The sequence below is a fragment of the Bradyrhizobium pachyrhizi genome (genome assembly GCF_001189245.1).
Taxonomy (GTDB): domain Bacteria; phylum Pseudomonadota; class Alphaproteobacteria; order Rhizobiales; family Xanthobacteraceae; genus Bradyrhizobium; species Bradyrhizobium pachyrhizi.
Genome location: NZ_LFIQ01000105.1, coordinates 157,007 through 179,632, shown reverse-complemented (window position 1 = coordinate 179,632; position 22,626 = coordinate 157,007). Strand labels below are relative to the sequence as shown.

Here is a 22,626-nt window from a genome sequence, read left to right as displayed (position 1 = left end):
TGGAGGTCCACGTGCGCGATGCTGGCCTTGAGCGAGCCATTGACGCCGCCGGCGGCGTTGCAGAGCTTGCGCGCAAAATCGGGATCAGCCAGCCCTCTGTTTCGAACTGGAGCAAGGTGCCCGCGCAACGGGTGATCGCTGTCGAAGCCGCCACAGGCATATCGCGCGATAATTTGCGGCCTGATCTGTACGGCGAGCCGCTCCTCTCCGAAGCGCCGATCGATTCTGTCGATGTCGCGCGTGCGCAGGAATATCTGCTGCTCGCGACACTGTTGTCGGCCGCACCATCGAAGAAACTGCTCGATCAACTGGCTGCATTGACCGCCGATGCGACGCCGCTTGGGCGCGCGCATGCCGCGCTGGCCGAATCCGCCGCCAATGCAGTCGCGGCGAAGGTCGAACGCGAATATTTCGATCTGTTCACAGGTCTCGGCCGCGGCGAACTCCTGCCCTACGCCTCCTACTATCTGACCGGCTTTCTCAACGAGCGGCCGCTGTCGCGTCTGCGCGCCGACCTCGCTGCGTCCGGGATCGAGCGCATCGCGAACAATTCCGAGCCGGAAGATCACGCGGCGATCCTGTGCGAGATCATGGCAGGCTTCGCGGGAGGGCGTTTCCCGGCGCCGTTCGACACGCAGCGCGCCTTCTTCGGCAAACACGTCGCGCCGTGGATGGGGCGGCTGTTCGTCGACATCGAGCGCGCGGAGAGCGCCGTCTTCTATCGTGCGGTCGGTGCGCTTGGTCGCGCCTTTATCGAGATCGAGACAGAAGCATTCACGTTCGCGAACTGACCCGCATCCGCGGGTCCAGGAGAGATGCGATGAGTGAAGATAGGACTACCACAGTCGGGCGCCGCGATTTCCTGCGCAAGGTCGGCGTCGGCACGGTGGGCGCCGGCGCGACCCTCGCAACGCCGCTGGTCGGCTCTGCGCAGGCTGACAGCGAAACGAACGATGAGAAGCGCAAGGCGCGCTACAAGGAAACCGATCACGTCAAGGCCTTCTACCGCGTCAATCGTTATCCGGCCAAGGGAGGTTGACCGTGCTGATCAAGCGAACAAACCAGCGTTCCCCGCGCCAGGGTTCCGCCGCCAGCTCCCCTGCAGATCAGGCCGGTGGCCTCGACCGCCGCAGCTTCCTGCGCAAATCCGGTCTTGCCGGCGGCGCGCTTGCCGCGTTCGGCACCTTGCCGCTCGGCAGCGTGCGCAAGGCGGAAGCCGCGGCGGCCGGTCCGCTCACGGCGGGTGCGACCGTCCGCAAGAGCATCTGCACGCATTGCTCGGTTGGGTGCACGGTGACGGCCGAGGTCTTGAACGAGGTATGGATCGGCCAGGAGCCGAGCTGGGATTCGCCGATCAATCGCGGCTCGCATTGCGCCAAGGGCGCCTCCGTGCGTGAGCTCGTGCACAGCGAGCGGCGGCTGCGCTATCCGATGAAGCTGGTGGGCGGGCAGTGGACCCGCGTCTCCTGGGACACCGCAATCAATGAGATCGGCGACAGGATTCAGGCTGTCCGTGAGAAGTCGGGTCCCGATTCCGTCTATTGGCTCGGCTCGGCCAAGATGACCAATGAAGGCGCCTACCTGTTCCGCAAGCTCGGCGCGTTCTGGGGCACCAACAATACCGATCACCAGGCCCGCATCTGCCATTCAACCACCGTCACCGGCGTCGCCAACACCTGGGGCTACGGCGCGATGACCAACAGCTACAACGACATCCGCAATGCGAAGACGCAGGTCATCCTGGGTGGCAATCCGGCCGAGGCGCATCCGGTCTCGCTGCAGCATCTGCTCGAGGGCAAGGAGCTGCAAAAGGCCAACTTCATCGTGATCGACCCGCGCCTGACGCGCACGGCCGCACACGCGACCGAATATGTGCGGATGCGGCCGGGCACCGACATCCCGGTGCTCTACGGCATGATGTGGCACATCCTACAGAACGGCTGGGAGGACAAGGAGTTCATCCGGCAGCGCGTCTACGGTTTCGACGACCTCAAGAAGGAGGTCGAGAAATGGCCTCCTGAGGAAGTCGAGCGCGTCACCGGCATTCCCGGCGAGCAGCTCAAGCGCGTCGCCAAGATGTTCGCTACCGAGAAGCCGGCAACGCTGATCTGGGCCATGGGCCAGACGCAGAAGACCGTCGGCACCGCCAATGTGCGGGCGAGCTGCATCGCGCTGCTGATGACCGGCAATGTCGGCAAGGCCGGCGCCGGCGCCAACATCTTCCGAGGCCACGACAACGTACAGGGCGCGACCGATGTCGGGCTCGATATCGTCACGCTGCCGTTCTACTACGGCCTCGCCGAAGGCGCCTGGAAGCACTGGTCGCGGGTCTGGGAGGTCGACTATGACTTCCTGAAGTCGCGGTTCGATTCCAAGCAAATCATGGAAACCCCCGGCATTCCGCTGACCCGCTGGTTCGAAGCGGTGACGTTGCCGAAGGAGCAGGTTGCCCAGAAGGACAACGTGAAGGCGGTGTTCGTGCAGGGCCACGCCTCCAACAGCATCACCCGTATCCCTGAATCCCTCAACGGCCTGAAGGCGCTCGAGCTGCTCGTCATCGCCGATCCGCATCCGACGACCTGGGCCTCGCTCGCGGTCGAGGCGGGACGCACGGAAGGCGTCTACATTCTCCCGGTCGCCACCCAGTTCGAGTGCAAGGGCTCGCGCGTCGCTTCCAACCGATCGCTGCAATGGGGCGAGCAGATCGTGAAGCCGATCTTCGAGTCGAAGGACGATCTCGAAATCATCTATCTGATGGCGAAGAAGCTCGGCTTCGCCGATCAGATGTTCAAGAAGATCAAAGTCGAGAACAACCTGCCCGAGGCCGAGGACGTGCTGCGCGAGATGAACCGCGGCAGCTGGTCGACCGGCTATTGCGGACAATCGCCCGAGCGCCTCAAGGCGCACATGAAGAACCAAGCGAAGTTCGACATGCTGACGATGCGGGCGCCGAAGGACGATCCCGAGGTTGGCGGCGACTATTACGGCCTGCCTTGGCCGTGCTGGGGATCACCCGAGGTCAAGCACCCCGGCACGCCGCTGCTCTACAACACCAATCTGCACGTGATGGACGGCGGCGGCACGTTCCGGCCGCGGTTCGGCGTCGAGCGCGAGGAGAAGCTGCCGGACGGCACGACGCGGAAGGTAAGCCTGCTCGCGGACGGCTCCTATTCATTGGGGTCGGGAATCCAGGACGGCTATCCGGAATTCACGCTGGCGAGCCTGAAGAAGCTCGGCTGGGACAGCGAGCTCACCGAAGCGGAAATGGCCGTGATCAACAAGATCAATCCGGCCAATCCGGACACGGTGTCGTGGTCGCTCGATCTGTCGGGCGGCATTCAGCGCGTCGCGCTGGCGCACGGCTGCGTACCTTACGGCAACGGCAAGGCGCGCATGAATGCCTTCGGCTTGCCGGATCCGATCCCGGTCCACCGCGAGCCGATCTATACGCCACGCGTCGATCTCGTCGCCAAATACCCGACACTGCCCGACGCCAAGCAGTTCCGGATGCCCAATATCGGATTCTCGGTGCAGAAGGCCGCAGTGGAGAAGGGCATTGCAAAGCAGTTTCCGCTGATCCTCTCGTCCGGCCGTCTGGTCGAATATGAGGGCGGCGGCGAGGAGACGCGCACGAACCCGTGGCTTGCCGAGTTGCAGCAGGACATGTTCATCGAGATCAATCCTGCCGATGCCGCCGATCGCGGTGTCAAGGACGGTGGCTGGGTCTGGGTCACCGGCGCCGAGAACAATTCCAGGGCAAGGATGAAGGCGCTCGTCACCGAGCGGGTCGGCAAGGGCGTTGCATGGATGCCCTTCCATTTCGGCGGCTGGCTTGCGGGCAAGGATCTTCGCGGCAACTACCCGAAGGGCACCGATCCGATCGTGCTCGGCGAAAGCGCGAACACGATCACCACCTACGGATACGATCCCGCGACGGGCATGCAGGAGCCCAAGGTCACTCTCTGCCAGATCGCGGCGGCATAAGGGAGCAACGACGATGGCACGTATGAAATTTCTCTGCGACGCCGACCGTTGCATCGAGTGCAACGCCTGCGTCACGGCTTGCAAGAACGAGCACGAGGTGCCCTGGGGCATCAACCGCCGCCGGGTCGTCACCATCGCCGACGGCAAGCCGGGCGAACGCTCGGTCTCGATGGCCTGCATGCACTGCACGGACGCGCCCTGTGCGGCGGTGTGCCCGGTGAATTGTTTCTATACCACCGCCGACGGCGTGGTTCTGCACTCCAAGGATCTCTGCATCGGCTGCGGCTACTGCTTCTACGCCTGTCCGTTCGGCGCGCCGCAATATCCGAAGGTCGGCAATTTCGGCTCGCGCGGGAAAATGGACAAATGCACCTATTGTGCTGGCGGCCCCGAGGCCGATGGCAGCAAGGAAGAGTACGAGAAATACGGCGCGAACCGGCTTGCCGAAGGCAAGCTGCCACTGTGCGCGGAGATGTGCTCGACCAAGTCGCTGCTCGCCGGCGACGGCGAGATAATTGCCCAGATCTATAAAGAGCGCGTGCTGAAGCGCGGCTACGGCTCAGGCGCATGGGGCTGGAAGACCGCCTATCGCGAGACGATCGAGTCCTGACGACGACCTGGCGCGGGTCGCGTCGATATCGGGAGGACCTTATGGCGTGTTTTGCACGATTTGTTCGGCTCGTCCTTGGCGTGGCTGGACTCCTGCTGCTCGTCTCCGCGGCTTCCCCGTCCGTAGCCCAGCAGGTCAACCCGACTGCAAGCGCGGTCAAGGAGCAACAGCTCCTGCAGGAACTGAACCGGGTGCAGGGACGCGTCAGCATTCCCGACCAGCGCTCGGGCGTTCTCGAACAGCCGGCCGGCCGTGAATGGCGCGAGTTCCGGAACGTGACGCTGCGCTGGATCGGGGGCATCGCCATACTTGGCATGCTCGCGGCGCTGGTCATCTTCTATCTCAGCCGCGGGATGGTGCGGCTGCAGAGCGGTCGTTCCGGCCGGACCATCGTGCGCTTTTCCGCATTCGAGCGCTTCGTGCACTGGATGACGGCGACTTGCTTCATCATTCTGGCGATCTCGGGGTTGAACGTCACTTTTGGACGTCCATTGCTGCTGCCGTTGATCGGCCACGAGGCGTTTTCCGAATGGTCGCAATGGGCGAAATATGTTCATAACTATCTCAGCTTCCCGTTCACCATCGGCGTCGTGCTGATTTTCCTGATGTGGATCGCCGGCAACATCCCGAACAAGGTGGATGTCGATTGGATCAAGCGTGGCGGCGGCATCGTCGGGCACGATCATCCGCCGGCCTATCGTTTCAACGCCGGCCAGAAGGCGATCTACTGGATCGTGGTCATCGGCGGAGGTCTGGTGGCAGCGACGGGATATGCGCTGATGTTCCCGTTCTACCTGTCGGGCATCGAAGGGATGCAGCTCGCCCAGATCGTCCACTCCATCGTGGCGATGCTCTTCACGGCAGTGATGCTGGCGCACATCTATATCGGCACGATCGGCATGGAAGGCGCGTTCGAGGCGATGGGAAGCGGCACCGTCGATGTCAATTGGGCCAGGGAGCACCACAACCTCTGGCTTGAAGAAGAGAATGCGCGCGATGCGCGACCCCAGCCCTCCGTCACCGCGGCGGAGTAGGGCGCGCGCAGCCGTTGAACGCGAAATTGCTATAGCCGTACGCCCGTCGTTGCAAAGGCCTGTGCGACCGGTTCTTGCACCCGGTTCAGCGCCAGGGCCCCGATTGCCGACACGACGACGGCGGCCACGCAGGCGAGCAAGAAGACTTTCATTGTTGTTCTCCCAAATCGATCGGGATGCCGTGAGAGTTTACACAAGATGAAGCGTTGCGGACATCGTTGTCCGGCGCGTGTGAGCGGCCGTAGCTCAAGCCATGGGGCGCAAGCGGCGGCTTTCCGGGACGCTGCACCCTCGAGACGCCGCATCCCGCGTTAGGTTGCCTTGGCGACCAGCAGTTCGCGTGGAGCGTGGATTGATCGCGCATTTCGAGCCTAATGGGATTCCTCAGGCGGTCCAGTCCCCTCAAGGATCGGGGGCAAAAAGAAACAAATGAACTGAACGACTTAAGGTGAAGATTGTCGGTGACCCGATGCTGGATTGGACCGGCTGATCCTAAGGTCCCGGTAGATGATGTTCGCTCTCGGCACAGAGCGTGCGCTTGAGGGTCAGCGTCGCTCTCTAGACGTCAAAATGGCGCTGCCGCCTGCGCGCTTGCTGAATTGGGTTTGATTCAGATCAACCCACGATGCGCGTCGATGCTCTGTTTATAGTGGGAGGTCCCAGGTCCAATGGGGAGCGCCGTGGCAGCCTGGAAACACGCTTTGAGGGTCCTCCGCGCGACATTTATCGACGGCGACGCAAACGGCCGGAGCGCCACGCATGGGTTGCTGCCACCCCGAAGCGATGTCGCAACGGGTCGGCTTCATTCTCGAGCGCCTGCAATTCGCCCGATGCGGATTGCGGGATGCGTTTTGAGCATCGCGGTCGTGCTGACCTCGACGAACTGTCTCGCGATGGAGTTCTCCCGTGTCCGGGGGTGCTTTGGAGATGTCTTGAAGCTCAGCGGAGATATTCGGGATGGGGACTTTGTCCGCTTTCGCGGATATCTGGCGACTGAGCGCCGGGTCGTTGGCCTCGATCTCGATTCCCGAGGTGGGTCCCTCTACGAAGGCTTCCGAATCGCCATGCTCGCGCACCAGAAGCAAATCGCCAGTTACGTTTCCGGAGAATGCGACTCGGCATGCGCTTTCATTTTCCTGGCGAGCAGGAAGCGTTATGTGGCGTCAAATGCCAGGATCGGCGTCCATTCGGTTTCCAATTTACACGGCAACGAGGACAGTCGAACGATTCGTGACACGATCAAGCTTGCGAGGTTGTCGGCCAAGCTCCGTATTCCTCCGTCGGCCATCGGCAGGATGGTCATGACTCCGCCGGGAAAGATCTCCTATTTGAACAAGGAGGAGCTCGCTTCGCTGAAGGTCATGGAGCGGAATCCGTTTGATCGCACCGCTCGCACGGCGACCGCGGAATCAAGAAGTAGCTCCATGTGCAGCGCGGCGCCCTCGAAGAGCGCGTCGGAGGAGGAGCGGCCGATGCGGAACGCCGGCGGCTCGAAGGGAAGCTAGAGCGCTGGTTGAGTGGGCCTTGGGCCGAGTCGGCTCGTATAGCCCAATTGGGTCAGTCAAGCCGTCGCACGTGACCCTGACTGCTTGGCACAAGCTGCACTGGTCTCTCCGTTTCACCGCGATCTACAATCGCAGCCATGGGGTATGCCAGCGACAGATTTCGGGGAGTGCGTGGCGCAAGCCAGCCGGCGGGCGCTCGCAATTGGCTGCGTCGCTGGCTTGAAGCGGCCGACGGCGATATTGCCTTCAAGGTCGTGGTCGTGACGGCCGGGATGCTGTCGAGTGCGGCGATCGCCTTTGGATTGCTATCGTCCTGAGCGCGCCTCTTGTTGGCCGTGCGTGATGCTGGAATCGTCGTTCTGAGGTGCTCCGCCCGCGAAGCTCTGACAATATGAGCTATCGTCTTCAGCACGACACGGATGATTCCCGGCGGCAATGAATGCACTTCGAATTAGCTGAAAAATCGAGCGGACGTCGAGACCGTCTGGCGGCCAGGTTGGGCGTCGGGGCCTGCGCCGCGACCTTCCTGTTTTGCTGCGCGCAACAGACGGCCGCGCTGCCGCTGACGCCTTTCCGCTATGAAGCCCAGGCTCAGCGGCATTGCCCCGGCGATAGCGTGGTCTGGCTCGATTTTCGGCGCGGACGCTACTACCTCAAAGGGCAAAGCCGCTATGCCAGGGGCTTCGATGGTGGCTTCGTGTGCAGGAATGAAGCGCGCGAGAGCGGCTATCGGCGTTCGCTGCTCGGCCTTCGGTGACATCACCGAAGGCCGGCCTGTCACGCAAAAGCGGCACTACCATCCATAATCGTAGCGTGGCCGAGCGTAATGGCCATAGCCTCCTCCCGGCGGACAATAGTCGTAGCCATAGCCGCCGCCATAGCCGTATCCACCGCCATAGTAGGGATACCCGCCATAGTAGGCCGAGCTCGCGATGGCTCCGCCAACGATCGCACCGGCGGCAGCGGCGCCCCAGCCTCGATAGCCCCATCCACGATAGCCTCCCCAGCCGCCGTAGCCGCGCCAACCGCGATAGCCCCAGCCGCCGCCACGCCAGCCGCCCCAGCCGCCCCAGCGCACCTGAAGGGCGGTGTTGCTCTCGACCATGCCCTTCATGGCCGCGACATTGGTCGGCAGCGGGGCCGCCTGGCTCGCGCCAATGCCGACCATGCTCGCAAGCAGGATCAAGGCCAGCAGGGTCTTGGTGTTCTTCATGACGTCCTCCACATCGGGGTGACACAGGCAGTCGTGACCGAAAGGCAGCCAAATCGAGAGCGGCTTTCCGATCCATGAGCAGGCCGAGCCTGTCAGCCGCGGCCGGCCCGAAGCTTGATTTGAATCAAAGTGGCAAGAGGGCGGTGCGGACGATTGATCCTCCACCTGGGACAATTGCCGCGGATAGGCAGGCCGCCGCCTGATGGGGCGCGATCGCGCTCGTGATCCCGACCGCGAACGCATCCGGGCGAAGTCGGAGCGGCCCCCGATTCTTGCCCCCGAACCGGGCCGCTACTTCGGTGAAAGTCCGGACGCGTCACGCTTGATCTGAATCAAGCCGTGCGCAGCAAGGCGATGGCATCGCTTCCCGCGTAGCTGCTGATGCTCGATCGAAAGCACGCTCTTGAAAACCCTTCGCCAACTCGTGACCGGAGATGAGTTCATCCAGCTCGCAATTCGCCTCGGATTGCTGGCGCTGTTGATCTACTGGTCGTTCGTCCTGGTCAGCCCGTTCGTGCCGATCCTGGCCTGGAGCGTGGTGCTCGCGGTCGCGCTCTATCCCGTCTTCACCTGGCTCGCAGCAATGCTCGGCGGCCATGCCGGCATCGCGGCGCTCGTGCTGACCTTGATCTCTCTGGGAGTCGTCATCGGGCCGGCGACCTGGCTCGGAATCGGAGCGGTAGAGGGGGTGAGGGAGCTCGCCGAACAACTCGGCGCCGGCCACGTTGTCGTGCCGTCGCCGCCGGCCGCGATCAAGGATTGGCCGCTGATCGGCGGCCCACTCCATGAGATCTGGGATCGGGCGTCGACCAATCTGCGTGCCGTGCTGCGCGAGGTCGTGCCGCAACTGAAGCCGTTGGCCGGGACCCTGTTTGCGTTTGCCAGCGATGCCGGGATCGGGATGCTGAAGTTTCTGCTGGCGGTCGTCGTGGCAGGGTTTCTGTTCCCCTATGGCTTGCAGCTTGCAGCGGCGTGCCGGAGCTTCCTGTCCCGCATCGTGCCGGAGCAGAGCGAGCACTTCCTCGACCTTGCAGGTGCGACCATCCGGGCGGTTTCCCGCGGGGTCATTGGCGTCGCCGTCCTGCAATCGCTGCTGGCCGGCATTGGCTTCAAGCTGGCGGGGATCCCGAGTGCGGGGCTGCTGGCGTTTGTCGTGATGCTGCTCGCGATCGTGCAGATCGGGGCGGCAATCGTGCTGTTTCCGGTCATCATCTGGCTTTGGTCGGCCAAGGATTTCACGACCGCACTCGCCCTCACGTTCTTCTTCCTGGTCGTCGGCGTCCTCGACAATGTGCTGAAGCCGCTGGTGATGGGGCGGGGCTTGACCACGCCGGCGCTCGTCATCTTTGTCGGCGTGATCGGCGGCACGCTTGCCCACGGCATCGTGGGCCTGTTCATCGGCCCAATCATTCTCGCGGTCGCCTGGGAATTGATCACGGCATGGATCCGAGACGACCGCGCCCGGCTGGCGGGAGAGCGATAATGCTGCTTCAGTTCCTCGTGGGATCGGCGGTGAGCGCGATCAACATCGCGATCCATTCGCTGTGGACGGTCGCGGCCATCGGGTTGCTTCGCAACATTGCCTTGAGCGCGGCCGGCCGGGCGGGGCTACAGCTCAGCGGCGTGATGGTCGCAACCGCGCTTGCGCTGATGCTGGCTCACACGCTCGAGATCGTGGTGTGGAGCCTGGCCTATTGGGTGCTCGGCGCCGCGCCCGCCGGCAGCGATCTGCTGTATTTCGCCTTCGTGAACTACACCACGCTCGGCTATGGCGACGTCATCCCGGTCAAGCAGTGGCTGTTGATCGGACCGATGGCGGCCATGAACGGCATTCTCATGTTCGGGTGGTCGACCGCGGTCTTGTTCGAAGTGTTGCAAAAGACCATCGAGCGCCAGGATGCGCTGACGAAATCCCCCTGACGTCGGCTAGTTGTCCAGCCTGGACAGCTGGTCGCGGTCGACCAGCATGATCTCGCGCTGGTTCGAGCCAAGAAAGTTGAGCGCGCCGTAGGCGTGCAGCTTGGATAGCGCACGTGACACGGTTTCGAGCGTCAGTCCGAGATAGTCGGCAATATCACGCCGGCACATCGGTAAGGCGACGACGCCGACTCCGGTCAGCCGGCGATCCATTTCGAGCAGAAACGCGGCAACCCGCTCCAGCGCGGTCTTGCGGCCGAGCAGCAGCATGTGCTCCTCGGCGTGCCGCAGGTTGCTGGTCGTCATGACCAGCAGGTTGCGAGCCAGGGCGAAATCGGAATCGGCCACGCGTTCGAGGCTGGTCCGCCTGATCAGGTGTACGTTGGTGTCGACGATGGCTTCCGCGGTAAAGCGATGGGTTTCGGCATTCTCGAGGCCGAAAATATCCCCGACGAGGTGAAAGGCACCGATCTGGCGGCGTCCGTCGGAGAGTAGCTTGTAGCTGCGGACCGCCCCTGAAACGACCTGGTAGACGTACTCGGCCGGCTCCTTCTCCCCGTAGATCTCGGTGCCTTTCCTGTAGTGGAATTCGCTGGTGATGCAGTTGGCGTGCCGGGCGGTCACCCCACCGAGGATGCTCGGCACATTGGCGGGTCTGGCATTGACGCGAGCGAACATGGACTAACTCTCTTGGGTAACGACTGATGCAGCGTCCGGGGCGGCTCGAAATGCGTATCCGCGCGCAATGACTACGACAGGGCCCGGCCAGTCTCTATTGGTCTTGAGGTCATTGTCCTAAAGGACAGGGTGCGTGAAATGCGGCAATTTGTTCGTAAATTGGTGCGCACAGTCTTAGATTACTTTTCAATTTTCTCGGCGACAACCGGGTGCTAGGTTTTGAACCTGTTGGTCTCCGGCTCCGAACGTTATGAGCAGTGCAATTCGGCTCTCTGGACTGATCATCCTGCTGGCTGCTTTGTTGGTACCGGCTGATCTCCGGGCGCAACAAACACGCCCGCATTCCATGCTGGTGCTGGACCAGTCCGATCGACGCGGCCCCTTCTACTACCAGGTGTTCGTTGGCTTAAGGGATGCGGTGAGCGCTCACGGGCACGCGCCGACCACCGTCTACACCGAAAGCCTCGATCTCAATCGCTTCGGCGGCGAGGCCTATCAGGAGGATTTCCGGCGATTCCTCGAGGCGAAATATCGCAATCGGCCGATCGGCGTGGTGGTCACTATTGGCGCGGCTGCGCTTGAGCTTGCGCTCCGCTGGCGCCCGCAGCTCTGGCCCGACACGCCAATCGTGTTTTCGCTGGTCGAAGAGGCCGATTTCAAGCGATTGCAGCCGCCGGCCTATGTTACCGGCGGCATCGTGAACTTGAAACTCAAGGATGCCGTCACGGCTGCCCGCGCCGTGGTGCCGGAGCTCAAGACCGTCGTGCTCGTTGGCGCGGACTGGGAGCGGCAGGTTCTGTTTCGCAATTGGAATGACCAGGCAGCGGCCGGCATTCCGGGCCTCGACATCATCGAGATCATCGGACGTCCGATGCCGGAGATCGTTGAGCGGGTCGCAGCGCTTCCCGACCATAGTGCGATCATCTACACCGGCCTCTATAGCGACGGCAAAGGCAACTACTATCCGCCCTCGGATGCGCTCTCTTTTCTCGCAGCGAAGGCAAATCGTCCCATCGTGGTTGCGGCGGAGACGTTCCTCGAACCGGGCGGCATCGGCGGATTTGTTATCGTCCCATCCCTGATCGGTGCCGAGGCTGCAGGCAGGGCGCTGCGCATTCTGGATGGCGAGACGCCGGAAAGCCTCCCGCCGTCGGTCATTGACGTGGTGAAGCCGATCTTCAACTGGCGGCAGATGCAGCATTGGAACGTCAGCGAAGCCAGTCTGCCAAAAGGCAGCGAAATTCACTTTCGTGAACCGTCCTTCCTGGAAAAATACCGCTGGCGGGCCGTTGCGCTGGCAATGGCGCTGCTGGTTCAAACCGCCCTGATTGCGTTCCTGCTCCACGAGCGTCACATGCGGCGGAGTGCCGAGGTCGAAGCCCGCAGTCGCCTGTCCGAGCTCGCCCATATCAATCGACAGGCCACTGCCGGTGAGCTCTCGTCCTCGATCGCCCATGAGCTCAACCAGCCGCTGGGGTCGATCCTGACCAATGCCGAGAGCGCGGAGCTGATCCTCGCTTCGCCGACGCCCGACCTTCAAGAGGTGCGGGAAATCATTTCGGACATCAAGCGCGATGATCTGCGTGCAAGCGAGGTGATCCGCAGGATGCGCAGCCTGCTCAAGCGTGCGCCGTTTGAGAAGAAGGATATCGACCTCAACCAGACCATGCGGGAAGCATTCGATTTCCTCAAGCTGCAGGCCTCGACACGCAACGTCGCGATCTACCTGCAGACCTCGCCGCAGACCTTGCGGGTGAAGGGCGACCCGGTGCAGTTGCAGCAGGTCATTCTCAACCTCGTGGTCAATAGCATGGACGCGATGGCCAAAATGCCCTACGGGCGCACCATCATCGGCCGTACGGAGGTCAATGGGGACGCGTCGGCGGTGATTTCCGTCTGCGATTCCGGTCCGGGAATTCCGCAGGACAGGCTGAACGACATTTTCGATCCGTTCTTCACCACAAAGGAGCAGGGCATGGGCATCGGCCTGTCCATCGCACGGACGATCGTTCTGGCGCATAGCGGCCAGCTCTGGGCCGAGAATCAGTCCGGAGGAGGGGCGGTATTCCACCTTTCGCTGCCGCTGGCCGCGTAGCGCGTTTGGGTCTTGTTTGCCTGATTGCAAGGTTCGATTTGCGACGAACGCAGCATTTTCAGATCGCCGCTGATGGACATTCTACAGGTAGCGGCGATCATCCGGCGATGGAGCAGCAATGCACGCTTACGTGCACATAGTCGACGACGACGCCTCGTTTCGCGCAGCGCTCGAGCGCCGGCTCAAGCTCGCAGGCTATCGCGTCGTCACCTACGCATCGGCCCGGGAATTGCTCGATCAATTGCCCGACGACGAAGGGGCCGGCTGTATCCTGCTGGACGTCCGCATTCCCGGAATGAGTGGTCCCGAGCTGCAGGGTCGCCTCAACGAGCTGGGGTCGACGCTCCCGATCGTATTCCTGACCGGACATGCCGACACCGCGACCACCGTCCAGGCGATCAAGGCAGGTGCCGAAGATTTTTTGACCAAGCCGATCGCGTCGGAACAGCTGATCGAGGCGATCAATCGCGCCCTTGCGCGGCACGAACTGGCCCGTGGCCGGCGAACCAGGCTCGATTCGCTGCGCGCGCTGCTGGCGAAGTTGACCCCGCGCGAGCGGCAGGTGTTCGATCTGATTGTGTGCGGCCGGATCAACAAGCAGATTGCTCACGAGCTTGGCACGACCGAACGCACGATCAAGGCGCATCGTCACCAGGTCATGGAGAAGATGGAGGTGCAGTCGCTTGCCGAGCTGGTTTCGATCGCGGAGCAGCTCGGCACGCGCGCGTCCGGTGGCGAGGTCAAGGCTTGATCTGCCGGGCAGCTCTGCTCCTCCTGTCCCATGGTACAATATGAAAGCTCTGTGACGCAGCGTATCTCCGATCTTGGCCGCGAGAATATTGCGCGCCGGTAGCCGCTTGACGTGCCCTTTATCCACACGCGGGCCAAGGTCATTCAGCGATAGAGTGAGGCTTCAGGATTTGCCGACCGCGAAACTCGTTTTCGTCGTGGATGACAATCCCTCCATGCTCCGTGGGATCGGACGGCTTCTGCGGCAATGTGGATTTGCATCCGAGTTATTCGAGACCGGAAGCGCGCTACTGAGACATGGCAGCTTTGACGGCGCGGTCTGTCTGATATTGGACATCAATCTCAGCGATGGGTCCGGGATCGAACTGCGGCACCGCCTGGCGGATCAGGGCATCGAAATCCCTGTCATCTACATCACCGGAAATGACAATCCGGCGACGCGCATGGCGGCAATGGCATCGGGATGCGTGGCCTATCTGACCAAGCCATTCACCGCCAATTCGCTGATCCAGCCGATTGAACGGCTGTTGGCTGGCGTGGTCTAGCGGCTGCCGGTCTCAATCATTCATCGATGACCTGATCGAGTGTCAGCGCGGGCGCGCCCTTGCGCACGCTTGCAAAGCGGTCGAGCGGCACCGATGTCGTCATCGTCAGAATGCTGGTGTCGACGACCTCGATCGAGAGCGTCTTTCCGCCATCCATGTCCTCGAGGAGCTTGGGATCGGCGACATCCGCCGCGATGCACATGTTGGTCGCGCACCAGGTATAGGGCAGGCGATACACTTGCTTCTGGTCGACCGATAGCTTGACGCCGGCCTGCAGATACATCCCGACCGGCAGGAATAGCTGGACGCGGCTGCTGCCGTCCTCTCGCTCGATCAGATCGAGGCGAACGGCCGTCTGTCCGGTCCCGAAGGTGCCCGTGATCGTCGTCCGGCATAGTGTCTTGGCGCCGGCGGCATTGAAGCAGAGCTTCTTCCACTCGCCATACTTGATGTCTCGCGCCGCGCGCGCGCCCCGCGGGGCCACCTCGCCACCGTCTTTCGCCGCAGCCGGTGGTGAGGGCGTCTGTTGACCGTGGGCAGCACTGATGCCGGCCGCAAACAGCGCCAACTTCGCCAAGGCACCATATCGGACCATGGATGCTCCTCCAGCGGGAACGGCCGCCTAGCGAACCTTGTCGAGAAATCGTTCGACCAGGGGCGACCACGTGGGAATGGAATCGGGTGAGCCGATCAGGAAATGCCCTTCGTCGCCGAACGGCGGCAAAAGATGGTACTCGGCACGACCGCCGGCGCGCGTGAAGGCCTCGTGCATTCGCTTCGACAGGGCCGGGCCGAAGAATGTGTCGTTCTCGATGTAGAACCACAGCATCGGCACCCGCGATGTATGGCCGAACATGCCGGTGGCCTCGACCAGTCTGTCGGGGCCGCAATTGTTGTTGGGCTTGCCATCGACACGGCCGCCGCGGCCTGCCGCGAAGGTGATGATGGCCTTGACCTGCGGCGGGTTGAGGCTCGACAGCGCGATCGCAGCCCAGCCGCCGGCCGACTGTCCGACGACGATCACGTCCTTCGGCAAGGTGCGCTTTTCGGCGGCCATGTACTCAATGATCCAGAGATCGACCTGCGCGACGGCGAGGCCCGGATCGAGGAAATTCGGATTGGTGCATTTGCCGATCTTGGAGAAGAACGGGCCATAAAGACCGCGTTCGGGAATATCGATGGCCGCCGCGCCATAGCCGGTCCCGACCGGCGCCACCACGAGATAGCCGCGCCGCGCGAACCACATTGCGGCATCGCGGAATTCGACCAGCGGGAAGAAGCTGCGATCCCTGGCGTTCAGTGACACGCCATGGTTCATGATGACCAGTGGGAAAGGGCCGTCGCCGAGCGGACGGACCAGATAAGCGAACATTGGCAGCGGGGTTGGCAACGCCCAGATCTCTTCCTGGATGCGCTGGGATGTGTCTCGGTCCTCCGTGCGCGCCGGAGCGATCATGCCAAGCAACAGCAGCGCTGCGGTTGCGAAGGTCCGTAAGCGGTGCTGACGCATGCCATGCGCTCCGGCAGTCATCTGGCAAATCTGCAGGTCACGACGATCGAGCCGCGCAAGATCAGAAGCACATCGAGGACTGCGAGGCTTGATCTGAATCAACGCGCATCGGGCCCGCCGGCGCAACCACATGCGAACATTGTGGCGTCACACGGCGGGCTTGATGTCGATCCAGGCAGAGACGAGTTGGGTGCGCTGGTTTCCGCCGGCGAACTGGCTCGCCGACTACCGGGCATCCTGGCTTGGGGCGGACGCAATCGCCGGGGTCACGTTGGCGGCCTACGCGATTCCGGTGTCGCTGGCCTATGCGGGGCTCGCGGGTCTACCGCCGCAGATCGGCGTCTATGGCTATCTGCTCGGCGGCGTGGGCTACGCCCTGCTGGGCTCGTCCCGGCAACTCGCGGTCGGGCCGACGTCGGCGATCTCGCTGATGATCGCCGGCGCCGTCGGCATACTGGCCGGCGGCGATGCCACGCGTTACGGGCAGATTGCCAGTCTCGTGGCCTTCAGCGTCGCCGTGCTCTGCCTGATTGCCTGGCTGTTCAAGCTCAGCGTGCTGGTGCGGTTGATCAGCGATAGTATTCTGGTGGGCTTCAAGGCCGGAGCGGGTCTCACCATCATCATGAGCCAGCTGCCCAGCCTGTTCGGCGTCGCTGGAGGCGGTCACAACTTCTTCGACCGCGTGATCAAGCTTGCCGGCCAGCTGGGTGACACCAGGCCGCTGGTGCTCGGCGTCGGTCTGACTGCGACGGTGCTGCTCTTGCTTGGCGAGAAGAGACTGCCGGGAAAGCCCATTGGGTTGGTGGTGGTCGCGCTCTCGATCCTGATGGTCTCCGCGCTCGGGCTCGCGCAAATGGGACTGCCGGTGACCGGGCCGATCCCGACCGGGCTGCCAACGATGTCGTTACCGACATTTGGTCTGCTCGAATTTGACGATCTCTTTCCGATCGCTGCCGGATGCCTCGTGCTGGCCTATGTCGAAGGGGTGTCCGCCGCGCGAAGCTTTGCGGCAAAGCACGGCTATCCGCTGGATGTCAGGCAAGAGTTTCTGGGACTCGGCGCGGCCAATCTCGCCGCGGCTGTCGGGCATGGCTATCCCGTCGCCGGCGGGTTGTCGCAGTCGGCCGTGAATGACGCCGCCGGCGCACGCACGCCGCTGGCGCTGGTGTTCTGTTCGGCAACCCTCGCGCTCTGCCTGCTGTTCTTCACGAGCCTCCTGACCAATCTGCCGAAGACCGTGCTGGCCGCGATCGTTTTCTCAGCCGTCTACAAATTGGTCGATATTGCGGCGCTCGCCAGAATGTGGCGGATCAGCCGGATCGATTTCTATGCCGCTATCATCGCGCTGGTGTCCGTGCTGTTCCTCGGGATATTGCAGGGCGTGCTGCTGGCGGCCGTCGCCTCGATCTTCCTGCTGCTGTTGCGGGCGTCGCAGCCCAATATCGCGTTTCTGGGCCGTCAAGCCGGCAGCGGGCGCTATTCCGACCGGGCGCGACACGATGACGTCGAGCCCCTGACCGGGATCATCGCGTTCCGCCCGGAGACCTCGCTCCTTTACGTCAATGCCGAGACGATCTTCGAAACGGTGCTGGCGGCGCTTCGGATGTCGCCCGACGTCAAGCTGGTGGCTTGTGACCTATCGGCCTCGCCGTTCATCGACCTTGCGGGCTCGCGCATGCTGCACGACCTTCAGCAGGAACTCGCATCGCGCCAGATCACATTCTGCATCGTGGGCGCGCACGCGCAGTTGCGGGATCTGCTTCGGGCGGATGGTCTTGCCGACAAGACCGATAGCGGCGACTGGACGCGTACGCTCGACAGCGTATTGAGCAACAGGAAGCCGCAGGCAAGCGGCTAGCGTGCCGTACGGACCGCCGCGACATTCCAGCCTTGTTGCGTCGCAAGGCGTCGCGATCATGCGCGCTTGGGGGCTGTCTCAATCCGGCTTGCAGCTTGACTTGGATCAAAGGGCGCAGTGGGCCCCGTTTGTACGATTGGACAGAACCAGCGCTGAGATCACGAGATCAGGAGACACTCATGGCCAACGACGCGAAGCCGGCACAGCAGCGCATCGACCAGTTCTTCTCCGGGCCTGGCGGACGAGCCGACAATTGGCGCGATCTGGTTGAGGCGGCGAAGGTGTGGAACAGGGGCGGCAACCGTGCGGCGTATGACGCCGCGCTGACGGCGCTTGCGGTGACGGAGGAGTTTCACGGCTATCCGGGCCTTCGTTTGATGGCGGCGTTGAAGGAAGCCGCGGCGGCGGGCGACGCCGCCACCTCGCATATGCTCGCGACGCGGATCGCCCAGGCACTTCAGACAAAATCCTTCCGCCAGCATGCAGGTGACTGGAGCACGCAGGACGAGGGCAATGGCGACGTTCCTGATCTGCTTCCGCCAACTCTGGGGCAATCGGCGGCGCGCCGTCCTTACTTCGAGACCCTGATCGTGACCGGGGTGCCGGCCAGCAACTGGCCGGGACTCTTGTCGGAGTGGCGCAAGCTGCGGCGTCCGGTCGACGCCTTCATCTATGAGCCCGTGGTCGTGGGCAACCTCGAGGACGCCTTCTGTGCGGCAATGCTGAACCCCAACATTGCGGCGGTGGTGATCAATGAAGGCTTTGCGCTGCGCTCGCGACACGATGCGCCGGTGCTTCGTGCCATGACCGGTGCCATGGGGCTCAACGAAGAGTCCGATGCGTCCGCGCTCCGGTTGGCCCATATCCTGAAGCGGGTGCGTCCCGAGCTTGATCTCTACCTCATGTCCAATCGCGACGTTGAGGAGCTGGCCGGCAATCCCGAAGCCGATGTGGTGCGCCGGGTATTCTACTCGGTCGAGGATATCCTCGAATTGCACCTTTCAATTCTGGAGGGCGTGCAGGACCGCTTCGACACGCCGTTCTTCGACAATCTGAAGAAATATGCGCAGCGGCCGATCGGTACCTTCCATGCGCTGCCGATCGCGCGCGGCAAGTCCGTGTTCAAGTCGGACTGGATCCGCGACATGGGCGAATTCTACGGTCTGAACCTGTTCCTTGCCGAGAGCAGTGCGACCACCGGCGGCCTCGACAGCATGCTGGAGCCGACCGGCAACATCAAGAAGGCGCAGGAGAAGGCCGCGCGCGCGCTCGGCGCCGACCGCGTCTACTTCGTGACCAACGGCACCTCGACATCCAACAAGATGGCGGTGCAGGCGCTGCTGGGTCCCGGCGACATCGCAATCGTCGACCGCAATTGCCACAAGTCGCACCACTACGGCATGGTGCTGGCGGGCGCGCAGCCGCTCTACGTCGAGGCATTTCCGATGACGGAATACTCGATGTATGGCGCGGTGCCGTTGCAGACGATCAAGCGGGCGCTTTTGAACGCGAAGGCGGACGGCCGGCTCGACCGGGTCAAGATGATCGACCTGACCAATTGCACCTTCGATGGCCACATCTACAACACGCGGCGCGTGATGGAGGAATGCCTCGCGATCAAGCCTGACCTGATCTTCCTCTGGGACGAGGCCTGGTTCGGCTTCGCGCGGTTTTCACCGTTCCTGAGGCGGCGAACCGCGATGGGCGCAGCGAACGAGATCGAAGCCTGGATGCGCGATCCGAAATCGGTCGCCACCTATGAGAAACAGCAGGCCGAGCTCGGCAAGAATCCTTCCGACGAGGTTCTGCTCAAGACCAGGCTGATCCCCGATCCGCGCCAGATCCGGCTGCGCGTCTACCAGACCAACTCGACGCACAAGTCGATGTCGGCGATCCGCCAGGGCTCGATGCTGGCGGTCAAGGACATCGAATTCCACACCGTCGAAGCCCAGTTCAAGGAGGCCGTATTCACGCACGCCTCGACCAGCCCGAACCAGCAGCTGATCGCCAGCCTCGACGTCTCGCGCCGGCAGATGGAGCTCGAGGGCTATGGACTGGTGGCCAATGCCATGGAGATCGCGTTCGCCATCCGCAATGCGGTCAACACCAATCCGTTGATTTCGAGGTATTTCCGCGTTCTCGGCGCGGACGCCATGGTGCCGAAGGAATATCGCCAAAGCGGGTTCACCGACTATCTGGCGGCCGGTACCAATTGGGCGAGCGCCCTGAGGAGCCTGAACGACGACGAGTTCTGTCTCGATCCGACCCGCATGACGCTGGTCTGCGGCACGGCCGGGTACGACGGAACGTCGTTCAAGGGGCTGCTCGCCAACCGCTACAACATCCAGGTCAACAAGACCTCGCGCAACTCGGTCCTGATCCAGTCCAACATCAACAATACGCGGAGCGATGTCGCGCATCTTGTCCGGGTGCTGGCCGAAATCTCCGGCGAAATCGATCGCGGCCTGGCCAAGGGCGGCGCGAACGCCAGGGTCGACTTCGACATGCGGGTCAAGAGCCTGATGAAGGACGTCCCCGACTTGCCCAACTTCTCGCATTTCCACGACGCCTATCGCAGCGATGCCGGCACGAAGACGAATGAGGGCGACATCCGCGGCGGGTTCTATTCGGCCTATGACGCGGCAGGATGCGAATATATTCGCCTGCACGATCCCGAGATCGACAGGCGCCTGAAGAACGGGCCCGATCTCGTCTCCGCCAACTTCGTGATTCCCTATCCGCCGGGCTTCCCGATCATGGTCCCTGGCCAGGTCATCACGCAGGAGACCATCGATTTCATGCGCAAGCTGGATGTGAAGGAGATCCATGGCTACGACGCGGCGGAGGGCTTGAAGCTCGTGACCACCGAGGCATTGGCCAGGATGGGCAAGCCGCGAGCGGCCGCGCCGAAGTTCAAGGCTGCATCATAAACGAGGGAGATTCCGCAAGGCGTCTTCGCATTCTTGCGGCGATGAGTCTTGCGCAACAAGGCGTAACGCAACCGGTTCCTGGAGGGACATGATGAGAAAAGTGAGTTTGATTGGAGCTCTTGCTATGCTGACGATTGGAGTGGCCGGCTTCAGCGCGCCGTCACTGGCTGAAACCGGCTCGGTCGCCGTCATCTTCACCAAGGGTGGATTCATCGTTGGTGTCGGAGGCGGCGAGGGCGTGTTGACGCTGCGCGGCAAGCACTATCCGTTCACGGTGTCGGGCATGAGCGTCGGCTTCACGATCGGCGCTTCGACCACCAAACTGGTCGGGCGCGCCCTCAATCTCAGAGGGCCTGCCTCGATCGAAGGTTCCTACAGTGCCGCAGGCGCCGGTGGGGCGATCGCCGCGGGCGCCGGCGGCGTGCAACTGCAGAACGCCAATGGCGTGATCCTGCAGCTCAGCGGTCCGAAGGTGGGCGCCGAAGTCTCGGCCGCCGTGGGCGGGGTTTCCATCCGTTTGAAATAGGTCCGGAGAGGTCCAGGCCGCGCCCTTCGCGGCCTGGACCTCTAGTAGCGTTCCTCGACGAACTTCATTCCGCGCAGTCCGGCCTGATCATTGTAGCGCCCCTTGTTGGAGCGCTTGGGGAGCTTGACCTTGTCGCGCCTGACCCGTCCGTGAGGGATTGTTTTGAGCAGGAACGAAATGCAGTTCAGCCGCGCCCGCCGCTTGTCGTCGGAACGGATGACGTTCCAGGGCGCGTGCTCCGAGCTCGTCGCCTTGAACATCAGGTCGCGCGCGCGGGAGTAATCGTACCAGCGGCGGTAGGATTCCGTGTCCATCGGGCTCAGCTTCCACTGCCGCATCGGATCGTCGATCCGGGCCCTGAAGCGGCGCTCCTGCTCATCCATCCCGACCTCGAGCCACAGCTTGATCAGGATGATGCCGCCCTCGATGATGTATTGCTCCATCTGCGGGCAGAGCGAGAGAAACCGCTTGTGCTCCGCCGGCGTGCAGAACCCCATCACATATTCGACGCCCGCGCGATTGTACCAGCTGCGATCGAAGATCACGATCTCGCCGGCCGCCGGAAACTGCTGCATGTAGCGCTGGATGAAAAGTTGAGACTTCTCACGATCCGAGGGCGCGGGCAGGGCGACTACGCGAAACACGCGCGGGCTGACCTTCTCGGTCAAGGCCTTGATCGTTCCGCCTTTGCCGGCCGCATCGCGTCCCTCGAACAAGATGATGACCCTGAGCTTGTTCGCCTGCACCCAATCCTGGAGCTGGCAGAGCTGGGCCTGCAGCTTCTGCAGCTCTTCCTCGTAGTCCTTGCGCTTCATCTTCCCAGTCGGCTTGTCTTTCGCCATGGATATCCGTCCATCGTTTCAACTAATCACCCCAGGCAATGACAATGCCGATGTCGCCGGGCATGCCGCCGGGGTAATCGACGATCTGATAGCGGATGCGGTAGCCGCGCGGCTGCAGGTAGTCAGCCCAAAGCTGATATATTTCCCTGGGGATACCCGTCAGCGTCTTCTCCCAGCCGGACTCCATCTGATTGATGGCTCGCCCCTTGTCGGTGCACAGCGTATTGGGGAAGCGATAGACCTGCACTTCGCTCAGCCCGTTGCGCACCGCCCGCTGAATCACCGTCGACGCCAGCTTGACCTTCTCGTCCTCGCTGAGTCCGGAGGGCTTGCTCAGCCGCTCGATCAACGCTCGCTTCTCGGCTTCGATAGCGGCCGCACGCTTGGCGTGCTCCTCGGCTTTCTCCGCTTCCTTCAGCGCTGCCTGCTTCTGGATCTCGTGCGCCTTCGGGATCAGGTCATCGATTTTGTCTCGCATGGCTGGGGACTCCTAAGCCCGATCTTCCACCTTGCCCCCGGAACGGTAGGGATGAGCCGACCGGCTTCCTTGATCCAGATCAAGCAAGCGCGATAGGATCGTCAGCAGTGTCAATCAAGATTCGCCTGCGGTGTTATTGCGACCGGGAGAC

Annotated in this window: 23 protein-coding genes; 16 read left to right on the top strand and 7 right to left on the bottom strand. The window is 62.7% G+C overall.

Features of this window, described 5'->3' with window-relative positions; genetic code table 11:
• Positions 1-11: 11 nt before the first annotated feature.
• Genes AKL29_RS26900 through AKL29_RS26880 form a run of 5 tightly spaced genes read left to right on the top strand, consistent with a single transcriptional unit; the run spans position 12 to position 5,628 of the window.
• The gene (locus tag AKL29_RS26900) at positions 12-791 is read left to right on the top strand and encodes a Cro/CI family transcriptional regulator (RefSeq protein WP_050386294.1); all 780 of its coding nucleotides are present in this window, start codon (positions 12-14) and stop codon (positions 789-791) included.
• A gap of 29 nt (positions 792-820) precedes the next feature.
• Entirely contained in the window at positions 821-1,039 is a 219-nt protein-coding gene (locus AKL29_RS26895; RefSeq protein ID WP_028334130.1) for a twin-arginine translocation signal domain-containing protein, read from the top strand.
• A gap of 2 nt (positions 1,040-1,041) precedes the next feature.
• A complete protein-coding gene (locus AKL29_RS43435; protein WP_028334131.1) occupies positions 1,042-3,984 on the top strand; it encodes a formate dehydrogenase subunit alpha in 2,943 nt (980 codons plus the stop codon).
• A gap of 13 nt (positions 3,985-3,997) precedes the next feature.
• Positions 3,998-4,594: a formate dehydrogenase FDH3 subunit beta gene (gene fdh3B, locus AKL29_RS26885; protein ID WP_011088224.1), complete on the top strand. Its 597-nt coding sequence runs from the start codon at positions 3,998-4,000 to the stop codon at positions 4,592-4,594.
• Positions 4,595-4,635: 41 nt separating this feature from the next.
• Positions 4,636-5,628 (top strand): formate dehydrogenase subunit gamma, encoded by a 993-nt coding sequence (locus tag AKL29_RS26880; protein WP_028334132.1) that lies wholly within the window; start codon positions 4,636-4,638, stop codon positions 5,626-5,628.
• Between the two features lie 29 nt (positions 5,629-5,657).
• On the opposite strand, the gene AKL29_RS46370 is transcribed toward AKL29_RS26880, so the two are convergent.
• Entirely contained in the window at positions 5,658-5,780 is a 123-nt protein-coding gene (locus tag AKL29_RS46370) for a hypothetical protein (RefSeq protein ID WP_283809427.1), read from the bottom strand.
• 699 nt (positions 5,781-6,479) lie between these two features.
• Here AKL29_RS46370 and AKL29_RS26875 point away from each other — a divergent pair.
• The 3 genes from AKL29_RS26875 (at position 6,480) to AKL29_RS26870 (ending at position 7,890) form a co-directional block, all read left to right on the top strand.
• Complete coding sequence (locus tag AKL29_RS26875) at positions 6,480-7,133, top strand: ATP-dependent Clp protease proteolytic subunit (protein ID WP_082190720.1); 654 nt, start codon at positions 6,480-6,482, stop codon at positions 7,131-7,133.
• A 137-nt stretch (positions 7,134-7,270) separates the two neighbouring features.
• Complete coding sequence (locus AKL29_RS42985) at positions 7,271-7,450, top strand: hypothetical protein (RefSeq protein WP_160321798.1); 180 nt, start codon at positions 7,271-7,273, stop codon at positions 7,448-7,450.
• A gap of 122 nt (positions 7,451-7,572) precedes the next feature.
• Complete coding sequence (locus AKL29_RS26870) at positions 7,573-7,890, top strand: hypothetical protein (RefSeq protein ID WP_028334134.1); 318 nt, start codon at positions 7,573-7,575, stop codon at positions 7,888-7,890.
• Positions 7,891-7,926: 36 nt separating this feature from the next.
• Here AKL29_RS26870 and AKL29_RS26865 read toward each other — a convergent pair whose 3' ends face one another.
• Complete coding sequence (locus tag AKL29_RS26865; protein WP_050386293.1) at positions 7,927-8,346, bottom strand: hypothetical protein; 420 nt, start codon at positions 8,344-8,346, stop codon at positions 7,927-7,929.
• Between the two features lie 403 nt (positions 8,347-8,749).
• On the opposite strand from AKL29_RS26865, the gene AKL29_RS26860 reads away from it, so the two are divergent.
• Together AKL29_RS26860 and AKL29_RS26855 are read left to right on the top strand one after the other, a co-directional pair.
• Entirely contained in the window at positions 8,750-9,829 is a 1,080-nt protein-coding gene (locus AKL29_RS26860) for an AI-2E family transporter (protein ID WP_050386239.1), read from the top strand.
• Entirely contained in the window at positions 9,829-10,266 is a 438-nt protein-coding gene (locus AKL29_RS26855) for a potassium channel family protein (RefSeq protein ID WP_050386238.1), read from the top strand. Before AKL29_RS26860 ends, AKL29_RS26855 begins: the two co-directional genes overlap by 1 nt.
• A gap of 6 nt (positions 10,267-10,272) precedes the next feature.
• Here AKL29_RS26855 and AKL29_RS26850 read toward each other — a convergent pair whose 3' ends face one another.
• Positions 10,273-10,941, bottom strand: coding sequence for a helix-turn-helix domain-containing protein (locus tag AKL29_RS26850; RefSeq protein ID WP_028334137.1), 669 nt, complete (start codon positions 10,939-10,941; stop codon positions 10,273-10,275).
• Between the two features lie 664 nt (positions 10,942-11,605).
• Between AKL29_RS26850 and AKL29_RS26845 the strand changes: the two genes are divergently transcribed.
• The 3 genes from AKL29_RS26845 to AKL29_RS26835 all read left to right on the top strand — a co-directional run bounded on the left by AKL29_RS26845 (position 11,606) and on the right by AKL29_RS26835 (position 14,331).
• Entirely contained in the window at positions 11,606-13,036 is a 1,431-nt protein-coding gene (locus AKL29_RS26845) for a sensor histidine kinase (RefSeq protein ID WP_160321797.1), read from the top strand.
• A gap of 118 nt (positions 13,037-13,154) precedes the next feature.
• Positions 13,155-13,787 carry a response regulator transcription factor gene (locus AKL29_RS26840; RefSeq protein WP_028334139.1) on the top strand — a complete coding sequence of 211 codons (633 nt, stop codon included), beginning with the start codon at positions 13,155-13,157 and terminating at the stop codon, positions 13,785-13,787.
• A gap of 169 nt (positions 13,788-13,956) precedes the next feature.
• Complete coding sequence (locus AKL29_RS26835; protein ID WP_050386236.1) at positions 13,957-14,331, top strand: response regulator transcription factor; 375 nt, start codon at positions 13,957-13,959, stop codon at positions 14,329-14,331.
• Between the two features lie 16 nt (positions 14,332-14,347).
• On the opposite strand, the gene AKL29_RS42305 is transcribed toward AKL29_RS26835, so the two are convergent.
• Both AKL29_RS42305 and AKL29_RS42300 read right to left on the bottom strand, forming a co-directional pair.
• Complete coding sequence (locus AKL29_RS42305) at positions 14,348-14,926, bottom strand: invasion associated locus B family protein (RefSeq protein WP_028334141.1); 579 nt, start codon at positions 14,924-14,926, stop codon at positions 14,348-14,350.
• 27 nt (positions 14,927-14,953) lie between these two features.
• Positions 14,954-15,841, bottom strand: coding sequence for an alpha/beta hydrolase family protein (locus AKL29_RS42300; RefSeq protein WP_050386292.1), 888 nt, complete (start codon positions 15,839-15,841; stop codon positions 14,954-14,956).
• 163 nt (positions 15,842-16,004) lie between these two features.
• On the opposite strand from AKL29_RS42300, the gene AKL29_RS26820 reads away from it, so the two are divergent.
• The 3 genes from AKL29_RS26820 to AKL29_RS26810 all read left to right on the top strand — a co-directional run bounded on the left by AKL29_RS26820 (position 16,005) and on the right by AKL29_RS26810 (position 21,155).
• The gene (locus tag AKL29_RS26820) at positions 16,005-17,699 is read left to right on the top strand and encodes a SulP family inorganic anion transporter (RefSeq protein WP_050386235.1); all 1,695 of its coding nucleotides are present in this window, start codon (positions 16,005-16,007) and stop codon (positions 17,697-17,699) included.
• Between the two features lie 179 nt (positions 17,700-17,878).
• On the top strand, positions 17,879-20,629 hold the full coding sequence (locus AKL29_RS26815) for a decarboxylase (protein WP_050386234.1): 2,751 nt from the start codon (positions 17,879-17,881) through the stop codon (positions 20,627-20,629).
• 91 nt (positions 20,630-20,720) lie between these two features.
• Positions 20,721-21,155, top strand: coding sequence for a hypothetical protein (locus tag AKL29_RS26810; protein ID WP_050386291.1), 435 nt, complete (start codon positions 20,721-20,723; stop codon positions 21,153-21,155).
• A gap of 41 nt (positions 21,156-21,196) precedes the next feature.
• Here the strand turns inward: AKL29_RS26810 and ppk2 are convergent, their stop codons facing one another.
• Together ppk2 and AKL29_RS26800 are read right to left on the bottom strand one after the other, a co-directional pair.
• Entirely contained in the window at positions 21,197-21,997 is an 801-nt protein-coding gene (ppk2, locus tag AKL29_RS26805) for a polyphosphate kinase 2 (protein WP_050386233.1), read from the bottom strand.
• Between the two features lie 22 nt (positions 21,998-22,019).
• Positions 22,020-22,475 (bottom strand): hypothetical protein, encoded by a 456-nt coding sequence (locus AKL29_RS26800; protein WP_028334147.1) that lies wholly within the window; start codon positions 22,473-22,475, stop codon positions 22,020-22,022.
• Positions 22,476-22,626: the final 151 nt, after the last annotated feature.